At 40.1% G+C, this 19,641-nt stretch carries 13 protein-coding genes and 1 pseudogene; 10 read left to right on the forward strand and 4 right to left on the reverse strand.

Annotated features, from left to right (window positions below; all coding sequences use genetic code 11):
* Positions 1-627 precede the first annotated feature (627 nt).
* From H8796_RS02200 to H8796_RS02215, 4 genes are all read left to right on the forward strand, one after another.
* Entirely contained in the window at positions 628-1,893 is a 1,266-nt protein-coding gene (locus H8796_RS02200; protein ID WP_158570814.1) for a DUF3575 domain-containing protein, read from the forward strand.
* On the forward strand, positions 1,890-2,954 hold the full coding sequence (locus tag H8796_RS02205; protein WP_117936708.1) for a DUF5119 domain-containing protein: 1,065 nt from the start codon (positions 1,890-1,892) through the stop codon (positions 2,952-2,954). The genes H8796_RS02200 and H8796_RS02205 overlap by 4 nt, the downstream gene beginning before the upstream one ends.
* 149 nt (positions 2,955-3,103) lie before the next feature.
* Complete coding sequence (locus tag H8796_RS02210) at positions 3,104-4,051, forward strand: fimbrillin family protein (RefSeq protein ID WP_117936710.1); 948 nt, start codon at positions 3,104-3,106, stop codon at positions 4,049-4,051.
* Between the two features lie 71 nt (positions 4,052-4,122).
* Positions 4,123-6,696, forward strand: coding sequence for a fimbrillin family protein (locus H8796_RS02215; RefSeq protein WP_158570815.1), 2,574 nt, complete (start codon positions 4,123-4,125; stop codon positions 6,694-6,696).
* A 92-nt stretch (positions 6,697-6,788) separates the two neighbouring features.
* On the opposite strand, the gene H8796_RS02220 is transcribed toward H8796_RS02215, so the two are convergent.
* Positions 6,789-7,652 (reverse strand): AraC family transcriptional regulator, encoded by an 864-nt coding sequence (locus H8796_RS02220; RefSeq protein WP_117936714.1) that lies wholly within the window; start codon positions 7,650-7,652, stop codon positions 6,789-6,791.
* Positions 7,653-8,119: 467 nt separating this feature from the next.
* Between H8796_RS02220 and H8796_RS02225 the strand changes: the two genes are divergently transcribed.
* From H8796_RS02225 to H8796_RS02235, 3 genes are all read left to right on the forward strand, one after another.
* Complete coding sequence (locus tag H8796_RS02225) at positions 8,120-9,775, forward strand: hypothetical protein (protein ID WP_117936716.1); 1,656 nt, start codon at positions 8,120-8,122, stop codon at positions 9,773-9,775.
* Positions 9,776-9,937: 162 nt separating this feature from the next.
* Positions 9,938-10,342 carry a hypothetical protein gene (locus tag H8796_RS02230; RefSeq protein WP_117936718.1) on the forward strand — a complete coding sequence of 135 codons (405 nt, stop codon included), beginning with the start codon at positions 9,938-9,940 and terminating at the stop codon, positions 10,340-10,342.
* 11 nt (positions 10,343-10,353) lie between these two features.
* Positions 10,354-11,640 carry a leucine-rich repeat protein gene (locus H8796_RS02235; RefSeq protein WP_187343927.1) on the forward strand — a complete coding sequence of 429 codons (1,287 nt, stop codon included), beginning with the start codon at positions 10,354-10,356 and terminating at the stop codon, positions 11,638-11,640.
* Positions 11,641-11,726: 86 nt separating this feature from the next.
* Here H8796_RS02235 and H8796_RS02240 read toward each other — a convergent pair whose 3' ends face one another.
* Together H8796_RS02240 and H8796_RS02245 are read right to left on the reverse strand one after the other, a co-directional pair.
* Positions 11,727-12,434, reverse strand: coding sequence for a TIGR02757 family protein (locus tag H8796_RS02240; protein ID WP_117936720.1), 708 nt, complete (start codon positions 12,432-12,434; stop codon positions 11,727-11,729).
* Positions 12,435-12,476: 42 nt separating this feature from the next.
* Entirely contained in the window at positions 12,477-13,769 is a 1,293-nt protein-coding gene (locus H8796_RS02245) for an MATE family efflux transporter (protein WP_117936722.1), read from the reverse strand.
* A 438-nt stretch (positions 13,770-14,207) separates the two neighbouring features.
* Between H8796_RS02245 and H8796_RS02250 the strand changes: the two genes are divergently transcribed.
* The gene (locus tag H8796_RS02250; protein ID WP_117936724.1) at positions 14,208-15,521 is read left to right on the forward strand and encodes an aspartokinase; all 1,314 of its coding nucleotides are present in this window, start codon (positions 14,208-14,210) and stop codon (positions 15,519-15,521) included.
* A gap of 53 nt (positions 15,522-15,574) precedes the next feature.
* Complete coding sequence (proC, locus tag H8796_RS02255; RefSeq protein ID WP_117936726.1) at positions 15,575-16,390, forward strand: pyrroline-5-carboxylate reductase; 816 nt, start codon at positions 15,575-15,577, stop codon at positions 16,388-16,390.
* Positions 16,391-16,482: 92 nt separating this feature from the next.
* Here the strand turns inward: proC and H8796_RS02260 are convergent, their stop codons facing one another.
* Positions 16,483-17,823, reverse strand: coding sequence for a sigma-54 dependent transcriptional regulator (locus tag H8796_RS02260; protein ID WP_004327156.1), 1,341 nt, complete (start codon positions 17,821-17,823; stop codon positions 16,483-16,485).
* Positions 17,824-17,952: 129 nt separating this feature from the next.
* Here H8796_RS02260 and H8796_RS02265 point away from each other — a divergent pair.
* Positions 17,953-19,611 (forward strand): annotated as a pseudogene (locus tag H8796_RS02265) (FAD-dependent oxidoreductase); the annotation flags it as partial.
* Between the last annotated feature and the right edge of the window lie 30 nt (positions 19,612-19,641).

The raw sequence follows: 19,641 nt of genomic DNA on the forward strand, positions 1-19,641 counted from the left end.
ACAAAGACTTTACAAGTCAAACACAAATTGCATTAAGAAATTTATAATATATAATCAGTCATTTATCTTTTCCATAAGAATATATCAAGATATAATATTAAACACAGCAATTAAAATACCATCTTCATGTTGGTAAGAGACCAATCAAGTCAACGAACAATTTATATCCATCTACGTTTTATTGCAAATTTCCATATTACTAAAAAGCTTAATATGAGATAATTATAAATATCTTCAAATAATAACCTTAATTAAAAACAAATGCCATGCCAACCAAAACTAAAATTTATTATCGGAAGGCCGATAGCGCAGATAGAATAATTACTAAAGGTCGATTTATCAGTGGATCAATTAATCTTTCACGAGAAGTATCTTCTCTCCTTTCAGACAGCACCTTTGTTTCCGAACCATTATATATGGTACGTACGATTGCATTAAACTGCAACAATGAAAATATCTTTTTATGCAATAGAAATGTCTTTTTATGCAATATTCAGCATATTGGGACTACATGTGCGCATAAAAAAACCATTTAAATTTGCATTCTGTTTTCAGGTATTTGAAATTCATAGATAGGTATTAGGTATTATGTATATATTAGGAATAGATAAAAAACGATCAACCGCAATGGCATTTATAATAACGTTGCTTTTCGGTTTTTCAAATTTAAGTCGTGCTTCAGCTCCTCCGTCCAGTAGTGAATTGCCGGCACGTTTGATATTTTACTTTGCAAATAATAGCTCATTGCTCATGCGTGACTATTATACCAATCAGAGTGCCCTTGAAAAACTTGACGAAATGTTGAAGAATCCAGATTTCATTTCCGGAGTGGATTCTATAACAATCTTCGGAAGCGCTTCTCTTATAGGAGATTTTCAGGTCAACTCACGTCTCTCATATGAACGCGCTATGGCATTAAGAACTTATATCAGATGGAAACATCCGGGAGTTTACAACGATAGGATAAGTGTTTTGCCATCAGTATTCAATTGGGATGTTTTGATTGACCTAATTCAAAATGATCCGCTTGTCCCTAATAGAGAAGAGGCTTTGAGAATATTACACTCTTCCGTTAGCAATCGACTGAAAGTGATTCAAATTAAACAACTAAGTGGAGGCAGTACAGATTTCTATATAACTAAGAATTTTGCGAAATATATGCGTACAGCTACAAGTGTATTTTTTCGCATAAAAGAAAAGCATGAAAAGATAAAGGAACCGGAAACCATTGCAGTACAGGATGATTCGATACCGATAGTGGTTGAAGAAGCAATTATCGAACCAGAAGAACTGCCAGAAATAGTTTCTCCAATAATACCACCACTGCAAAAAACATACAGACCACTTTTTGCTGTGAAAACCAATCTTTTGTACGATCTATTGTCTGGCCTTAATGTAGAAGTTGAAGTTCCTATTGGTAAACACCTTTCCTTGGCTGGTGAATGGATATTTCCCTGGTGGCTTTGGGAGAAAAAACAATATGCACTCGAAATTTTGAATGGAAATTTGGAATTGCGTTATTGGTGGGGAAACCATACGAAAGACAATTTACTAACCGGGTGGTACATGGGTATTTATGGTGGAGCCGGATCATATGATGTCGAATGGAAAACCAAAGGCTACCAAGGAGAATTTATTATACCGTTTGGATTGACCGGTGGTTTTGCTCATAAAATCTCCAAAAACTGGCGACTGGAGTATTCACTTGGAATAGGATATATGACCAACAAATACAGAGAATATATTCCTCAAAAGTGTGAATATGATGACGAATGGCACTTGATAAGACAAAAGAGTGGAAAGTCCACTTGGATAGGTCCTACACGTGTCAAGGTATCCTTGGTGTGGATGATCAATCAAAAATATAAAAAACAGCTAGAATTCGGACAATGAGACTTATATATTTAAAATACAATATTTTGGTTTGGAGTACATTGTTACTCCTCCTCTCCTGTCACCGCCGCCCATTAGAGGAGACATGTGAGAATAATGCTCTCATTCCGATAGGAACGGTGTGGTCTCAAGCTAACATCAATCCACAGAATGTTACCGCTTTGTTTTATAATCAGGATGATGGCAAACTGATTCTGGAACATAGATTTGAAAATAATACGAATCGTATTCAAACATACGCCAATGTACCGGCAGGCAAATATACCGTTGTCATCTTCAATGAGCTTCGGGGACAGATTAAAGGAGTTGGCATTCGGGGATATGATAATTTCTCCACTCTTCAGGCGTATGCCACTCCTGATCCTACTGCTAAAAGCCGAAGTAATGACAATTCATATGCATACGAACCGGATATTTTAGCTTCGGTGACAGTTTCCGATTTTAACGTGACTAATGAGATGATCAATTATTCCCGTTATTATTCAAATGGAGAAGTCGTAGATCAAGCTATACAGGAGTCTATAGAAGCACTTGTCGGATTAATACCCTTACGCAAAGTGCATAAGTTCAATATTGTTGCTCACGTGAAAGGACTGAACAACGCGCGTATGCCGGCATTAGTTGATTTGCTCGGAATAGCAGAATCTTTCAATATCAAAGAAGATAAAAGTTCTCGGATTGCATCTACACAGCAATTTACCATGAACAATAGAACGTATGATAGTGATTCAAAGAAGAATGGAACCATTTCGAAGACTATTTATACTTGGGGATTTTTGGGTGAAAAGCCCAATGAAACCAATGTACAACGTGATTCACCAGTACAAATAGACTTCTTATTTATGTTGGTTGATGCAGAAAAAACTCTTATCCGTCAACAGGTAAACGTGACTTCCTTGGTTACCTTCCAGCCCGAAACTAATGGAGCAACCACTTTGAATCTGTATGTAGAACTACCTGATCCTTTACCTGATGTTGTTCCGGAAGGAAGCGGAAACTCGGGTTTTGAAACGGAAGTAATTGACTGGGACATTATAGAAGTCCCTCTGAATATAAAATAATTGTAATGTCTAAAATGAATTGGAGTATGTAAATAGGGAATAAAAGAAACAAGATAGCTTACCTTGAAGTAACTATCTGGAGATTCAGTTATTTGCTAAGCAAAAACTGATGTAAACAATTAGATTAATACTAAATTAAAAAAAGGGAAATGAAAAAGATTTTTACAATGGTAGCAACAGCCATAATTCTGGCCAGTTGCTCACAAGCTGAACTAGAAGAAACTTCTGTTGGACAAAAAGAAATTAAATTTTCGAATTTGAACGATAAGGTGACTCGTGCTGCAAATGATAATAATTCCAATTACAAAGTTTATGCAGTCTGGAGTGGTGCAACTAACAATAACTGGTTTATCAACGATGTGGCTAATGGCACAACTAATTTACCTCAAAGTGGTCCTTATTACTGGCCAACTACCGGGGGTACAGTAGACTTTTACTCATGGGCTCCGGCAACTGTTACAGCAACAGGTACTTACCCGGCTCTTTCAATAGCGTATGCTGTCCCCAGTGATGCAGCTGAAGATTTTACTATTGCCAATCCTAAAACGGGTTTGAGTGCCGGTACCGTTGCTTTTGAATTTGCTCATAAACTGGCTAAAATCAGTGTAACAGCTTCATTGAGCCAAGATCTGTTAGATGCAGGTTATACTCTTAGTACAACTGGGCTTACTGCCAATCTGGGAGTCAAATCAACAGGAGGAACCATCGATCCTAAAACGGCCGACGCTGCGTGGACTGCCCCTAATGCAACTGCTACCTCATATACAGGAGCTGCCTCATATATGATTATGCCACAAAGTTCAATCGGTTGCACGATACAGGTAACTGGTGGAATCGAGGTCAAAGATGCTAATGACCATACAATTTATAGCGGTGATTTGTCACAATATACAATCGTGGCAGGTAATGTGCCCGCAGTAGGTACGGTGCCTGCTGACATGTTCGGCATGGGTAAACACTATATGTTGAATTTAACTATTGCCGATGACTCAACAGGCGGTGGTGGAGAAGACATCTTCAACATAATCACATTCTCTGCTAATGTTGCTGACTGGGATACAGTGGGAGGTACAGACACTCCATTGCCTCAACCTTAATTTGGGGAATGCATTTACAGGCTGGAAAATAGAATTTTCCAGCCCTTTATTAGATTTAAACAATGAAATTTATGGAGACTTTCAAATTGACATTAATGTGTCTGGCGGCTTCTTTCTTGACAGTCTCCTGCACAGAAACAACAGACTTAAACCATTACGATTACGAAGCCAATGGGATTCAGTTTGCAACTATATCTGATATTCCACAGTCACGCGGTTTACCTATTTCTTCTGCCAATACTATCCCGAATATGGGTGTATTTGCTTATTATACCGGTAATGGGACCGCCAATAATTGGGGTGCTAAAGGGACGACTGCTACTCCCAATTTTATGGATAATATTGAAATAACTAACACTGGAGGTGTCTGGAGTTATGACAACCCTGTATATTGGCCCCAAGCTGTCGATGCCAATGTTAGTTTCTTCGCTTATTCGCCATACGCCACTGCCGCAAATGGTATCACAATGAACGTGACTTCAGGCATCCCTTCCATTGATTATACTGTCCCTACAAATTGTTCCGATCAGCCAGACCTGATGGTTTCCGCCCTCCTGCAAGATCGGAATAAAACTAACAACGGCTCATCATCAGTCAATTTTCAGATGAGACATGCTCTCACTTGTATTGGATTTAAAGCTTCAGGCAATGGAGAGAAAATAGAAAAAATAGCAGTCAAAGGTGTTAAGAAGTCCGGTAAACTTAGCATAGCTACCGACGGAACCCCATCTTGGGATCTTTCCGGAGCTACGAACGAAAATTTTGAGGCCATAGTTGATGATGGCGTATATCTGGAATCTACAGCAGAACTTATCAATACAGGTGGAGGATATCTGATGATGGTTCCACAAACCCTGACTTCCGGAGCCACGTTAACTGTAGAACTCAATACAGGGAGAACCTTCGATTTCGATCTTGAGGGACTCACATGGGGAACCGGACAGTTTATTAATTACACTTTGTCAATCACTCCGGAAGCAGCATTGCTACTTACTCCGGAAAAAATAGTCTTACCTCCAACGGGAGGGTTTTCAGAATTCAACGTAATAGTTGCCAACGGTTCTTCTTTAGATTGGACTATCGCTATTGATAACTCTAACTTCCTTATATGTGATAATCTGACAGATATCCTTAATTGGGCCAATGGTTCATTACCTGCAGCTAATGTTCGTAATCAGGATGGCACTCCCCCAGGCACCACCAATCAATTTACCGGAACAGGTACAAAAACATTATATGTATGGAAATATACGGAGAACTCCAGCACAAGTATTGAAATGGCAGGAACTATTTATAATGTTATTGACGTGAGCGGCGCCTCTATAAAGGTTATCCAGTTGCCGAATTATCCGATGGCAACAGTGCGTGATAATTATATGTCAGGCGAGTATGTAGGTGCTTTTTGGAAAGCGAACCAAAAGGGAGAACGCATTATACGCATTCCGGTCGGTAATGGAATGACACGTTCGGGAAATTGGGATGCTTCAGTTTACTGGCTTGGCTCCGGATGGAAACCCGGAGATATTGTATTCAGCAACGACGCATCCGATGACACAGGAATCACCTATAATTCCACTACTGAAAATCCGGGCAGCATGCTTACCAATGATGCTATATATACAGTACCAGGCTATGTATCATCAGCATCAGGTACTGCTGTCAGCGGAGCAGGAAATTATATTTATTTTCGTATAGGGCTGACTTCCACTTATACGCCGACAGGGAGCAATTCGGCACGTTATGCCTTGGTACTCCTTCGTTATGGAACTCCACAAAAATATCACATAATCTATATACGCCAGGGCAACGAGCCTGACTATCTGATGGATCCCACTGACAATGCACGTGGTTCTGCCGCAGTACGTGTTTGTGCGTATAATGCTACAGCCTCCGACTTGACGAATATGGACGAACTTGTAGAAATTTTAGCCGATAGATCAAACGCAGTGTTTACGGATTATCCCACTCAAGCCGGAGCCTTGTTTCAATGGTCAAAAATCCCCCCTTATGGAGCATTAGCATATAATCCGGTTACCCCCGTAACATCTACTATATGGAATAATGTACCAACTGGCGATTTTTGGAATACACTTCAAGCAACTTCCGAAGGCTGCCCTCCAGGATATCGTCGTCCCAATGATGGCTCTATCACTACTTCGACTTCGAACAGTACCTCCGCTGCCATAAAAAACTCCGAGCTTCGACAGTCTTTATATGCCACCCCTATGATAAATGATTTGGGTAATAACATAAATTTCAGATGGGGATTTTATGCAGATGGGTATTTTGACCGAAGAGACCACAACAATCCTTTTATATCAAGCACTGGATTTGGAGGTAGTGCTATAGCAAGCAATACTGCAGTTTCTTGGAACACTAAGGATGTAGCATATATTGGAAGCCTTCTTTTTAATCCTGTTGCCGGTAGTTTGCATGAAAATGCCTCTCTTTTTATTCCGGCTGCGGGAGATAGGCATTCTGAATCCGGAGCACTTATAGAAGGAGGAGAAGCTTCTCTTATTTTATCATCTTCTGCTCCGAATGGAACTGACATGTGGTATTTCGTTGGAACTCCTGCATTAGGTGCTCAGCAATTGTCTTCTACCAGAACACATGCTTTAAGCCTACGGTGTGTCCCCAATTAAGAATTGAAAAATAAAATATCCCCTTTATTCTAGCTATTTCATTAACGACATAGACTAAAATAAGGGGGAGCCTTTCTAAATTAGAATCCACCTCAATCCTTCGATGGGTTTTGAACTTCCGAACTATTTCTTATTTGTAAGGGAGTCGCATTTAAATACTTCTTGCAAAATGTATTCAGATGAGATTGATCGACAAATCCAAATTCATAAGCAATAGATTTTATAGGAACTGTTTTATCTAATAAACTGGCTTTTATTTTTGATATTTTTTGTTGCTGTATCCATTGATAAGGTGAAATACCAAAATGCCTGACAAATATCTTTTTGAATCTGGAAAGACTATAGCCACACAAGTCAGCTAATTCCTGAACAGTTTTTACTTTTTCATAATTGGTTCTCACCAAAGTATCAAAAGACAGGTCCTTATATAAAACCGGATAAAAGAAATGAGCTAACTCTTCAGAGGTATAAAAGAATCTATATACAATAAAAATCTCCACCGCTTTAGATTCTTGCAAATAATCACAGTATATTTTGTGATCCAGATAGAACATGACTGATTTGGCAAAATCTAACATAGGAGGAACCATTTCCAGAGTATTGAATCTGTACGTCACCGTCTTCATAGTACGCCAAACTCTTTCAGCATTTATATTAACACATACATGATAGTGGGTAGTGAAAGAGAGAACAAGCATTATTCCCTTTGTCAATGCCTTAATACGATATTCATGATTATATCCTAGTAATATCATTTGATTAATCCCCCGTACATAGGTATCTTTTGCATCCTCTATTTTGATTTCTCCTTCCAGAATAAACAATATATGCCCGGCTTCAGGAGAAAATGAGATCCTTTCCCATTGTCCAAATTCACGTTTTACAAATCGACGATGTGTATCCGACCCATTTGAACTACAACACGCACAATCATCAAGACCATTTTTTATTTGCATAACCCTATTTTATTTACTAAAAATAATTAACACACATATTTGTAAGCCATCCCTATCGGGGAGAAATACTCGCTTTATCACGGCCCCTTCATCCGTTCAAAGAAAATAGTTATCATCTAATTCCAAGTATCTATTTTTAACTATTTAGAAAAAGGAAGTTATCTTTCTAAACTGAAGACAATATGGTATAACGATCTGTAAGATAAAAAACAAAACTTGTAGATATTTTGTTTAATAAAATACCTCAATATATGGTAGTAATACCAAAAATAAGCTAACCTTTCGAAAAAACAAGAATTTATGTATCGTATAAATATCTTTGTTCTTAATATCTCACTTTCACTATCTCCTATCCAAGTATCGAATGTCAGCATAAATGTAGGTATTTGAATAGATTACACTCATAAGAAAAATAAAGATGTGATAATTCCCAATTTAAATCGAAATATTTTTATTACATTCACAGCATGAAATGCAGAATTATACTCGAACTATTAGCAATTCTCTTTTTTACAGGATGTTACAATAGAGAACAGATTTCCCGGCTCGACGAGGCGGAAGCGCTGTTACAAAATAAGCCGGACAGCGCCTTTACAATATTACAACAGCTCAAGCCGGAAGGAAGACAGGCAGAACAGGCCAGATATGCACTACTTTATTCTGAAGCCTTAGATAAAAACCATATTAAGGTAACCAATGATTCGCTGATTCGCCAGGCCTGGAATCATTATAAGTATCATCCTCAAGATCTACGTCGCCAATGTAAAACTCTCTATTATTGGGGACGAATCAAGCTACGGACAGGAGACAAACCGGGAGCATTACGGCTTTTCCTGGAAATTGAAGAGAAACTAAAAGATACCAATGAGCCTTATTATACAGGGCTTTTATACAGCCAAATCGGTGAAGTATATTATGAACAAATGAATTATAACCGGGCTTATCATTATTTTCGGGAAGCTCGCAACAACTTCCGGCAATCAAATAATGTCCGGGAAGAAACAGAGGCTACTCTCGATATGGCAGCCGCTACCTTTCATTCGAAAGACATAGAAAAAGCGATGCGCCTCTATTCCGCCGCACTTGATTTAGCCGATGAACTAAAGAACGATCACTTAGCCCAAACAAGTCTCACCAATCTCGCCTCTCTCTATGTAGTGTCAGGTAAGAAACAGATTCCTCATGATCTACTGCAACGTATCGAATTTTCAGCCCGGCGAGATACACTGTACGGATATCATACACTAGTAGACGTGAATCTCATAAAAAACCGCCTAGACAGTGCACGCCACTATCTGACACTTGCAGAAGCAAATACCACCGATATTCGTGATATGGCAGAACTGCAATACACCGCATATCGGATTGAAGCACAAGCCAAGAATTTTAAGCAAGCAACCGATAATATACACCGTTACATCTACCTCACAGATTCTTTGACACGCTCAAACATGCAATTTTCCGCCGGCATGGTTGAACGCGAGTATTTCAAAGAGCAATCGGATTTTACTGAATACCGGATGAAAAACCGTATAATTTGGGAGATTGCCACAGCAACCATCGTTTTCCTGATAATAGGAATAGCCTACTATATCATTCGTCAACGTCTGCGCCTGCAACGTGAGCGTACCGATCACTATCTGTTACTTGCGGAAGAAGCCAACTCCGAATACAAGACCCTGATAGAACATCTGGAAGGCCAACGCAATGCAGAAAGCCATTTAAAAGGTTTAATAGCTTCACGTTTCGATATTATAGATAAACTGGGAAAAACTTACTACGAACGTGAAAATACCGCTTCCCAACAGGCTGCCATGTTCCACGAAGTAAAGCAGATAATCACCAATTTTGCAGAGAATAATGAAATGCTGCAAGAACTGGAACTAATCGTGAACACCTGTCATGATAATGCTATGGAGAAACTTCGGAATGATTTTCCGACAATGAAAGAAGCTGACATCCGATTACTTTGCTATATTTTCGTAGGTTTTTCTCCACAAGTAATCAGCCTGTTTATGAAAGACACGGTTGCCAATGTATATGCCCGTAAATCACGACTTAAATCGCGTATCAAATCGGCAGAAACGATCAATAAAGATCTGTTTTTAGCTCTTTTCGGATAGGTGTTAGACCAGTGTTAGAAATCTTAGAATACAATCCAAATAATCTACTGAATATCAATACGTTTAAAAACAAAGTGTTAGATTTACAAAATCGCATCATAACTCAAAACCGATGTAATCTTAGTACTTTTGCATTCGTAAAAATTGAAAAAAGAAAAGATTATGAGAAAGATTGTTATTCTACTAAGCACCATGCTTTTCATGGTAGCATGCGAAAAAGGAAACGAAGAAGTAAAAGAAGCTAAGGTAGTAGTATCCGTTTATGATGAGAATGGAAAAATGATAACGGGAGTTCCCGTAAAAATGTATAATGAAAAAGATTATAAGATTTTTGAAAAAGATAATTTAACCTCGCCTACCGCAATTATTCAGACAAATAAGAGTGGCATAGCAACCTTTACCCTGCCACAAGAAGAATGGTTTGCAGCGCAATCGCAACGATTCCTGACCTTCGTGGTGCAAGAGGGAGGCGGCCCCGATAACTACCAGATATGGTCTGCCGGCAAGACTGTAGAAGCCGGAAAAGTCGTCAAAATAGAAATACGTTTAACCCAATTTCCCAACTAAACTTTTATCACATGAAACAAACCAAACTTCATAGAATGACAGCACTTTGCCTGCAAATAGTTATAGCAGTTACATTACTAAGTTGCAGCACTGAAAATGACGAATACAAGAAAGATTCACCTTTGGAGGAAAAGCCGTCTGCTCCCGCAGGAGCTTTACTTGAAAATTTCTCCATAGAACAATTACCCTCAAAGACGATTTATGCATTAGGAGAAAATATAGACTTAACCGGCCTTAACGTGACAGGTGAATATGATGACGGGAAAAAACGTCCTGTGAATGTAACCTTGGCACAGATCAGTGGTTTCTCTTCATCCACACCTGTCGACAAACAAGAAGTGACCATAACAATAGAAGGAAAGCAGAAGAGCTTCACCATTCAGGTTGCACCTGTCCGTGTAGAAAATGGAGTATTGACAGAAGTCTTGAAAGGATATAATGAAATCATACTCCCCAATAGTGTGAAATCAATTCCTAAAGACGCCTTTAGTAACAGCCAAATAAACAAGGTAGTACTCAATGAAGGACTAAAATCTATTGGAGACATGGCTTTCTTCAATTCAACCGTTCAGGAAATTGTGTTTCCATCAACCTTGGAGCAGCTTAAAGAAGACATCTTCTATTATTGCTACAACCTGAAAAAAGCAGATCTAAGCAAGACTAAAATCACTAAACTTCCTGCCAGTACATTTGTATATGCAGGTATTGAAGAAGTGTTATTGCCCGTGACACTAAAAGAAATCGGATCGCAGGCATTCCTCAAGACCTCTCAATTGAAAACCATCGAGATTCCGGAGAATGTAAGCACCATTGGCCAGGAAGCATTCCGGGAAAGTGGTATTACGACTGTGAAGTTACCAAATGGTGTTACAAACATAGCAAGCAGGGCTTTTTACTACTGTCCGGAATTGACGGAAATAGTCACCTACGGAACAATGTCCAACGATGATCCCAATGCTATGATCCACGCCTATTGCCTGGAAGGATGCCCCCAATTGACTCGCTTCGAGATTCCGCAAAGCATCCGGATATTGGGACAAGGGTTATTAGGGGGAAATCGAAAAGTCACCCAATTAACAATCCCGGCCAACGTCACACAGATTAATTTTTCAGCTTTCAACAATACAAGTATTAGGGAAGTAAAAGTAGAAGGAACAACACCTCCTCAAGTATTGGAAAGAGTATGGTACGGATTTCCGGATGACATTACCATTATTCGTGTTCCAGCCGAATCAGTAGATAAATACAAGAATGCAAACGGGTGGAAAGATTATACAAATAAAATAGCAACGTCTTAACAATTCATAGCCTTTCGGTTATAATCGAAGAGTTCAATACAGATTGCACTTCTTCTGATTATAACCGATTTTTTATCAAGTTAGTATTAAATCTCTCCATTTACTCCTAATCCAAACAGGGCAAAATCGCCCAGACAAGGATCATCCGGAAACACTTTGCCTAATGCCACCGTTATCTGACGGGCGTTTTTCAAAGAAAAAGTTTCCGTATCCGTCAACTTGAAATAATGTGCTACCCGGCATACATGTGTATCTAAAGGAACAATCAGATCTCTGCGATCAAAACTTTCCCAAATCCCCAAATCGACCTCCGAATCCCGACGAATCATCCAACGCAAAAACATATTCAGTTTCTTTTGAGGACTTTTGGCAGAGACTTCAAGAAATGCACATAACTTTTCCATTGGTATTCCGGGATATAACATCAAAACTTCCTCCAGACTTTCAAACTGTGTATAAGCCGTATATAATCGCCGAAAGTATCCATAAAAATCAGCATACGACAACATACGATAAAAGCTATTGGTCGCTCCCGAAGGAAAATCCTTCTCCCACTGCCGGGACAATACATATTGATAAGGCGAATCTCCCATTAATCTATGCAGTTCGTCCGCCTTCTTCAATATCTGTTTGCGATTGCCAAAACTCATAATTGCCGTCAACAGACCACTGATTTCAATATCCTGTTTCAACGTATAGCGATGAGGGAACTGCACCGGATCACTTATAATAAAGTCTGCACGATGATAAATCTCCGCACACATCAAAAGTTTATTCTTTATATCTTCAGTCATTTTGAGAAAGTATCAAGTATTGAAAGCACAAAAGTACATATTCTAGTTGAATTTCCTCTTTAAGTAAATAACGGATTGTATCCCTAATAAAATAACAAACAGATATTCTGCCGTCATATACACAGTCAGAGAAGCATGCAAACATTCACTTAACAGATACAGATAAATCAAATATACCAGAATAGTGATTAACTGGAAGATAAAAGCGAGCTTCGTCTTTCCTGTACCGGTAACAGCATTGATATAAACATATCCGGGCAGTGCAAAAGCATAATTCAACAGCATAACTATAAAAGGATAGAAAGCTAATCTCACCAGATTATCGTTATTCGTATAAAATCCGACAATCCATTGATTGCTCCAAAGAGCTATCCCTATCAACGGAAGTCTCACCACATAGCCCAGCTTAAGAACTTTACGACAAACAGGAAAAAGTTCTTTCCCCGCTCCTGCTCCAATCAAATTACTGACTAACGCTCCCGTAGTGGATGCAAAAGAATTGACTATCACAAAAAAGACGGTAGAAACACTACGGGTAATATTGGAAATAGCAAGCTCTGTCTTTCCCAGATGCTCGATAGCAACGAAGAACAGAAACCAGGGAGCAACGCTGATAAAAGAGTGAAGCATACTCCATACAGATAGCCTCAACAACTTTATTAACAATTTCCCATCATAAACGACCTTCAGCCCATATTTCACTTTATCTACCCTCACCCACATATATAATAGGAGTACGATAAAAGCTCCGAACTCTGCCAAAGAAGAAGCCATCGCCGCCCCGGATATACCCAGATTCAGTTCGAATATCAGCAGATAGTTAAAAGGAATATTGATACAGATAGCCATGATAGCTGCTGCGGACAATGCTTTGGTCGTTGTTATCCCTACCAGAAAAGACCGGAAAGCTAAAAAAGGAAATGAGAACAACAAACCAAAGCTACGCCAATCCAGATAATGAATCACTGCCCGGTAAATCTCATCCGAAGTTATCAACCGGCGTAAGATAAATGGAGAAACAAACAAAATCAGCAAACAAAGAATGACTGCCATCCCCGACAGGAAATATAATCCCTGAAAAAATGTACGTCCCGTCTCTTTATAATGTTGTTCCCCATTTTTCCGGGCAATCATTACCTGCAGCCCGATGCTGAATCCGAAGCCCAGCATATAAACAGCCAAATAATAGATTCCGGCAAGCGCAGAAGCTCCCAGTTCGACTTCTCCCACATGCCCCAGGAAAATAGCGTCGGTAATATTGATTAATTGTTCCATCAGAATGCTCATCATCACAGGAAAGTTGATGAGCCATATTTGCTTATATGTATAATTCATTGCTCAATTTTAAAATAATACGATACGGTATACCACATCATAGTAGCACACAGTTCCGTAAATTTATAAAAATGGATATAAAACTCTTTGGCAGGCGAGTAGTTGCCTGTCGGATAGCTGAATAGCCCTGTTAGAAATGATGCTATTCGTTGAGCGTAGCTATATGCAGAGTTTCATAAATAGATGAATACTGTTGGTTTATCAATCAATTACGCTACAAAGATAATAAATCTTACTCTATATCACAATATGGTACGGTATTAGCAGATTACTTATAGTAAAGAGATGTATTAAAAACATTGATTACGACATTAACAGATTGATTTATAAAGATATACCATATTCTAAAGCTAAAGAATGATTCTTAAATATCTTTCTCTTTTGAAAAAGGGCATATCATTTTGAAAAGAGTAGTAACCAATAAATAACCAGATAACAATGAAAGTTTGTAAATTCGAGAAAATTAAAGATGAGGATGAAATGAAGCAAGTAATCAATTGTATTCAGAAAGAACATCCTTATGTAGCTGTAGTCCCTATATTGGCACAATTACAGGAGTGGTTACAGGCTATTTCCATCAGTTGGTTTCACGAAGAAGATGAAGCTTCTCATGCCACAGTCAATGCCATCGAAGCATATTGCTGTACCCTTGCCAATCATCTCATTATAGATTCGCACTTAAATCAGGAAATTAAAAACCGGATTCTGGAGTGCATAAAGAAAATACATATACTTGTAGAAGACAAAGCAGATTTACTGATTGATAAAATGATAAAAGCGGAAGTATACGGATTATCCAGCGATTTATTCACTTATTGCTTACGTCAACAGGGTCTTCGTGCCCAAACATTAGATACCGGCAAACTTATACAGATCAACCTGGAAAGAAAGCCGGATATCCCATATATTCAGGAATCTATCCAACAATACATTGACGAGAACCGGAATGTGGATATTTTTATCGCCCCACTTTCCATTTGCAGGAATGTGTATGGTGAAATAGACTTCATGAGCGAACAACGCAATGATTACTATGCAACAGTGCTTGCCACCCTATTCAAAGCGGACGAAATACTGTTATCCACCCCAATCAATCATATCTACGCAAACCGGAATTGTCTGCGAGAACAACATTCACTAACCTACATAGAAGCCGAACAACTGATTAACAGCGGAGTACACCTGCTCTACGCAGATTGTATCACCCTTGCGGCACGCTCTAATATAGTTATCCGCCTAACCGATACACACGATCTGTCAACAGAACGACTCTATATATCTTCCCATGACACAGGCAACAGTGTCAAGGCCATCCTCTCACAGGATTCGGCTACCTTTGTACGTTTTACCTCATTAAATGTATTGCCCGGATATTTATTTATGGGTAAGATATTGGAAGTTATCAACAAATATCAAATCAATGTCATCTCAATGGCCTCATCCAATGTATCCATCTCGATGATGCTGACAGCCAGCCGGGACACCCTGCGAATCATTCAAAGGGAACTACATAAATATGCCGAAATGGTTATGGACGAAAATATGTCTGTAATACATATCATCGGCTCCCTTCATTGGGAACGCACACAAGTAGAAAGCCATATTATGGATACTATCAAAGATATCCCCGTATCTCTCATTTCTTATGGAGGAAGCGATCATTGTTTCACACTATCTGTACATACCACAGATAAAAACAGACTGATTAGTTCGCTATCCAGACAATTTTTCGAGAGTCAGTGCGCAGCCTGACTCAAAGCCGGATAAAAAGAGACATCTGAAAGCCAAATAAAAAAAATAAAGAGATGAAAATAGCTATTATAGGAGCCGGACACATAGGGAGTGCAATCGTCACTTGTCTGGCGCAAGGACATCTTTACAATGAAAAAGACATTATTGTCTCCAATCCAAATATCGATAAACTGGAGAGACTGCAAGAACATTTCCCGGCAATACACATAACGACCGATAACCAACAAGCCATATCGGAAGCCGAAGTAATCGTCCTCGCCATCAATCCCTGGAAAGTAGATGAAGTATTGTCTCCTCTACGTTTCTCACGTACACAAATCCTCGTATCTCTCGTGTCCGGAGTATGTATCTCCCACCTGGCTCATTTGACAGAAGCCGAGATGCCTATCTTTCGGGCAGTTCCCAATATGGCCATTACAGAACGTTCCAGCCTCACTTTGATAGCTTCCCGCGGAACCGATAAAGAATATCAGCAATTAATAAAACAGATATTTGAAGAAGGAGGAAAATGCCTGTTCCTGCAAGAGAAACAACTAGATACCACTTCCGCATTAACCTCCAGCGGAATAGCTTTCGCCTTAAAATATATGCAAGCGGTTATACAGGCAGGGATTGAGCTAGGAATTCCCGGCAAGGATGCCATGCAAATGGCAGCGTATAGCATGGAAGGAGCGACAGAACTGATTCTGAATCATAACACTCATCCGTTGCTGGAAATAGAGAAAGTAACCACTCCGGGCGGAACCACTATAAAAGGATTGAACGAACTGGAGCACAAAGGCTTCACTTCTTCTATTATTCAAGCCATCAAAAGCAGTGCCACAACTTTGATTGACAAAGAGGAAGAAGATGCAAAAATCTTCCGATAGTCCTTATGGTATGGTTTCTCAAGTCCTTTTTGCCTATTTTGAAATGCTATATATCCCAAAGCCAGCATAAAAGGACTTAAGAAAATGTATGCTTAGATTTTATATTCCTCTATCTTCCGGTACAGGGTGGTAAGTCCGATTTTCAACAAACGGGCAGCTTCCGTTTTATTCCCTTTTGTATATTCCAACACACGTGCAATATGTCTGCGTTCCATTGCGGCCAACTCAAAACTGCCTACACTATCATCCGAACATTCATAATGAGTGTTTTGGATTTCCAAAGGAAGATCACAAATATCCAGTCGCCCCCCTTCACACACAATCAGGCTACGCTCAATCACATTTCTCAATTCACGGATGTTCCCTTTCCACGGCTGTTGTTCCAGAGCCTCCAGAAAAGCGGGAGTCATCTCATTGATGGCATACGAAAGTTTTTCGGAGAAACTCTTGGCGAAAGCAGTTGCAAGAATTCTGATATCACCAGTACGTTCACGGAGCGAAGGAAGATGCACCTGAAAAACCGAAAGACGATAAAACAAGTCTTCACGGAAATGTCCTGCTTTGATCTCCTCCTGCAGGTTGCGATTGGTAGCAGCAATGATACGCACATTGACTCTTGTCGGCTTGGTATCACCGATCTTTATATATTCTCCCGTTTCAAGGATACGCAGTAACTTTGCCTGCAGCTCGAAAGCCATCTCTCCGATTTCATCCAGAAAGATCGTTCCGTTATTAGCTTCTTCAAAAAGTCCTTTCTTATCCTTCAGCGCACCGGTAAACGAGCCAGCCTTATGCCCGAACATCTCGCTTTCGAGCAATTCTTTGCTGAAAGACGAACAGTTGACCGCCACAAAATTCTGTTTGCTCCGTTTACTACTATAATGTATAGCTTGCGCAAAGACTTCCTTTCCTGTTCCTGTTTCCCCCGTCAGTAATACGGGAACATCTGTCACAGACACTTTCTGCGCCAGAGATACAGCCTCTTTCAACACCTTTGACTCACCCAGAATAGAATCGAACGAGTACATCTGCCCGACTTTCTTTTCCAGTTTTTCCAAACGGACATTCATCTTTGCTTTCTCCACGGCACGGCTGATTAAAGGAATAATCTTGTTATTATCATCTCCTTTCGTTATATAATCAAATGCACCGTTTTTAATAGCCTGCACCCCGTCGGGAATATTGCCGTGAGCAGTAAGAAGAATCACCTCTACATTGGGAGCTATTTTCTTGATGTTCAACACCAGATCTACTCCGTTTCCATCAGGAAGAAAAACATCGCATAAAGCTACGTCGGGCGATTGAATTTCCAGTTGTTTGATGGCAGCTTTGCAATCACCTGCCTGACACACTTCATAGCCCTCAAGTTCCAGCATACGAGCTAAAAGGCTGCGAATCTGGACTTCATCGTCAATAATAAGAATTTTATTCATACAATTTATCTACATTAAATAGAAGAATGAAAAACAGGGTGCGCAAATATAGTTTTTTTATCTGAATCCATGAACATTTCTTCGATACAGTTTGTTATTTCCACAGGAAACTATTTACGCTATAAACAGATGAAAATAATTATTATTGGGGGAGTTGCAGGAGGAGCCACCACTGCTGCCCGAATCAGACGAGTAGATGAAACAGCTGAAATTGTCCTTTTAGAAAAAGGAAAGTACATATCATACGCCAATTGTGGCCTACCCTATTATATAGGGGGAGTGATAGAGGAACGGGATAAATTGTTCGTGCAAACGCCCGAAGCCTTTTCTACACGCTTTCGCGTAGATGTACGCACAGAAAATGAAGTGATTTTCATTGACCGGAAAAGAAAGACAGTGACTGTCCGCCAAAGCAGTGAAGATACTTATGAAGAGAGCTATGATAAGTTAGTCATATCTACCGGAGCCTCTCCGGTACGCCCCCCTCTTCCCGGAATCGACCTAAGTGGAATCTTCACACTAAGGAATGTCACCGACACAGATCGGATCAAAGAATATATCAAAAGCCACGCCCCACGAAAAGCCGTTGTCGTAGGGGCCGGATTTATCGGCCTTGAAATGGCGGAAAACTTACATGCACAGGGAGCGAAAGTATCGATTGTGGAAATGGGCAATCAAGTGATGGCCCCTATCGATTTTTCAATGGCATCACTTGTTCATCAACATCTGATGGATAAAGGAGTAAACCTCTACTTGGAACAAGCTGTCGCCTCTTTTAGCCGGGATGGAAGAGGATTGAAAGTAACTTTCAAGAATGGCCAGTCAATCTCTGCCGACATCGTTATTCTATCTATCGGCGTACGCCCGGAAACTAATCTGGCACGGGCTGCCGAACTGACTATCGGCCCTGCAGGAGGTATCGCCGTAAACGATTACCTGCAAACCTCTGACGAGTCTATTTATGCCATCGGTGACGCGATCGAGTTCCGCCACCCGATCACCGGCAAACCCTGGCTCAACTATCTCGCCGGACCTGCCAACCGTCAGGGACGTATCGTTGCGGACAATGTCCTCGGAGCAAAGATTCCTTACGAAGGCTCTATTGGTACTTCCATCGCAAAGGTTTTCGACATGACCGTTGCTTCAACCGGCTTACCCGGCAAGCGTCTGCGTCAGGAAGAGATAGACTATATGTCGTCTACCATTCATCCCGCTTCCCATGCCGGTTACTATCCGGATGCCATGCCGATGAGCATTAAAATCACTTTCGATAAAAAGACAGGAAGATTGTATGGCGGACAAATCGTTGGTTACGATGGGGTGGACAAACGGATTGATGAACTCGCACTTGTCATCAAGCACGAGGGAACAATCTACGATCTGATGAAAGTTGAACAAGCGTATGCTCCTCCGTTCTCTTCAGCCAAAGATCCGGTAGCACTGGCAGGATATGTAGCTGAAGATATAATCACAGGTAGAACCAATCCTGTGTATTGGAGAGAATTGCGGGACATTGAAATGGAAAATAAATTCCTGTTGGATGTCCGCACCCCGGATGAATTTTCATTGGGTAGCTTACCGGGTGCCGTGAATATTCCGTTGGATGAACTTCGCGACCGGTTGGCTGAATTGCCGAAAGATAAAATGATTTATACATTCTGTGCAGTCGGGCTACGGGGTTATCTTGCTTACCGTATACTGACACAACACGGATTTGACAAGATACGTAATCTCTCGGGAGGGTTAAAGACTTATCGGGCTGCCACTGCTCCCATCATCATACGGGAAGAAAATGGAAACCAAATAGACGAATCACCC

Source organism: Bacteroides sp. M10, assembly GCF_014334015.1.
GTDB classification, from domain to species: domain Bacteria; phylum Bacteroidota; class Bacteroidia; order Bacteroidales; family Bacteroidaceae; genus Bacteroides; species Bacteroides intestinigallinarum.

What these genes read in the sequence shown, in the direction of transcription:
- H8796_RS02200 (WP_158570814.1), top strand. Translation starts at nt 628, where the DNA reads ATGGCATTTATAATAACGTTGCTTTTCGGTTTTTCAAATTTAAGTCGT.
- H8796_RS02205 (WP_117936708.1), top strand. Translation starts at nt 1,890, where the DNA reads ATGAGACTTATATATTTAAAATACAATATTTTGGTTTGGAGTACATTG.
- H8796_RS02210 (WP_117936710.1), top strand. Translation starts at nt 3,104, where the DNA reads ATGAAAAAGATTTTTACAATGGTAGCAACAGCCATAATTCTGGCCAGT.
- H8796_RS02215 (WP_158570815.1), top strand. Translation starts at nt 4,123, where the DNA reads ATGGAGACTTTCAAATTGACATTAATGTGTCTGGCGGCTTCTTTCTTG.
- H8796_RS02220 (WP_117936714.1), bottom strand. Translation starts at nt 7,652, where the DNA reads ATGCAAATAAAAAATGGTCTTGATGATTGTGCGTGTTGTAGTTCAAAT.
- H8796_RS02225 (WP_117936716.1), top strand. Translation starts at nt 8,120, where the DNA reads ATGAAATGCAGAATTATACTCGAACTATTAGCAATTCTCTTTTTTACA.
- H8796_RS02230 (WP_117936718.1), top strand. Translation starts at nt 9,938, where the DNA reads ATGAGAAAGATTGTTATTCTACTAAGCACCATGCTTTTCATGGTAGCA.
- H8796_RS02235 (WP_187343927.1), top strand. Translation starts at nt 10,354, where the DNA reads ATGAAACAAACCAAACTTCATAGAATGACAGCACTTTGCCTGCAAATA.
- H8796_RS02240 (WP_117936720.1), bottom strand. Translation starts at nt 12,434, where the DNA reads ATGACTGAAGATATAAAGAATAAACTTTTGATGTGTGCGGAGATTTAT.
- H8796_RS02245 (WP_117936722.1), bottom strand. Translation starts at nt 13,769, where the DNA reads ATGAATTATACATATAAGCAAATATGGCTCATCAACTTTCCTGTGATG.
- H8796_RS02250 (WP_117936724.1), top strand. Translation starts at nt 14,208, where the DNA reads ATGAAAGTTTGTAAATTCGAGAAAATTAAAGATGAGGATGAAATGAAG.
- proC (WP_117936726.1), top strand. Translation starts at nt 15,575, where the DNA reads ATGAAAATAGCTATTATAGGAGCCGGACACATAGGGAGTGCAATCGTC.
- H8796_RS02260 (WP_004327156.1), bottom strand. Translation starts at nt 17,823, where the DNA reads ATGAATAAAATTCTTATTATTGACGATGAAGTCCAGATTCGCAGCCTT.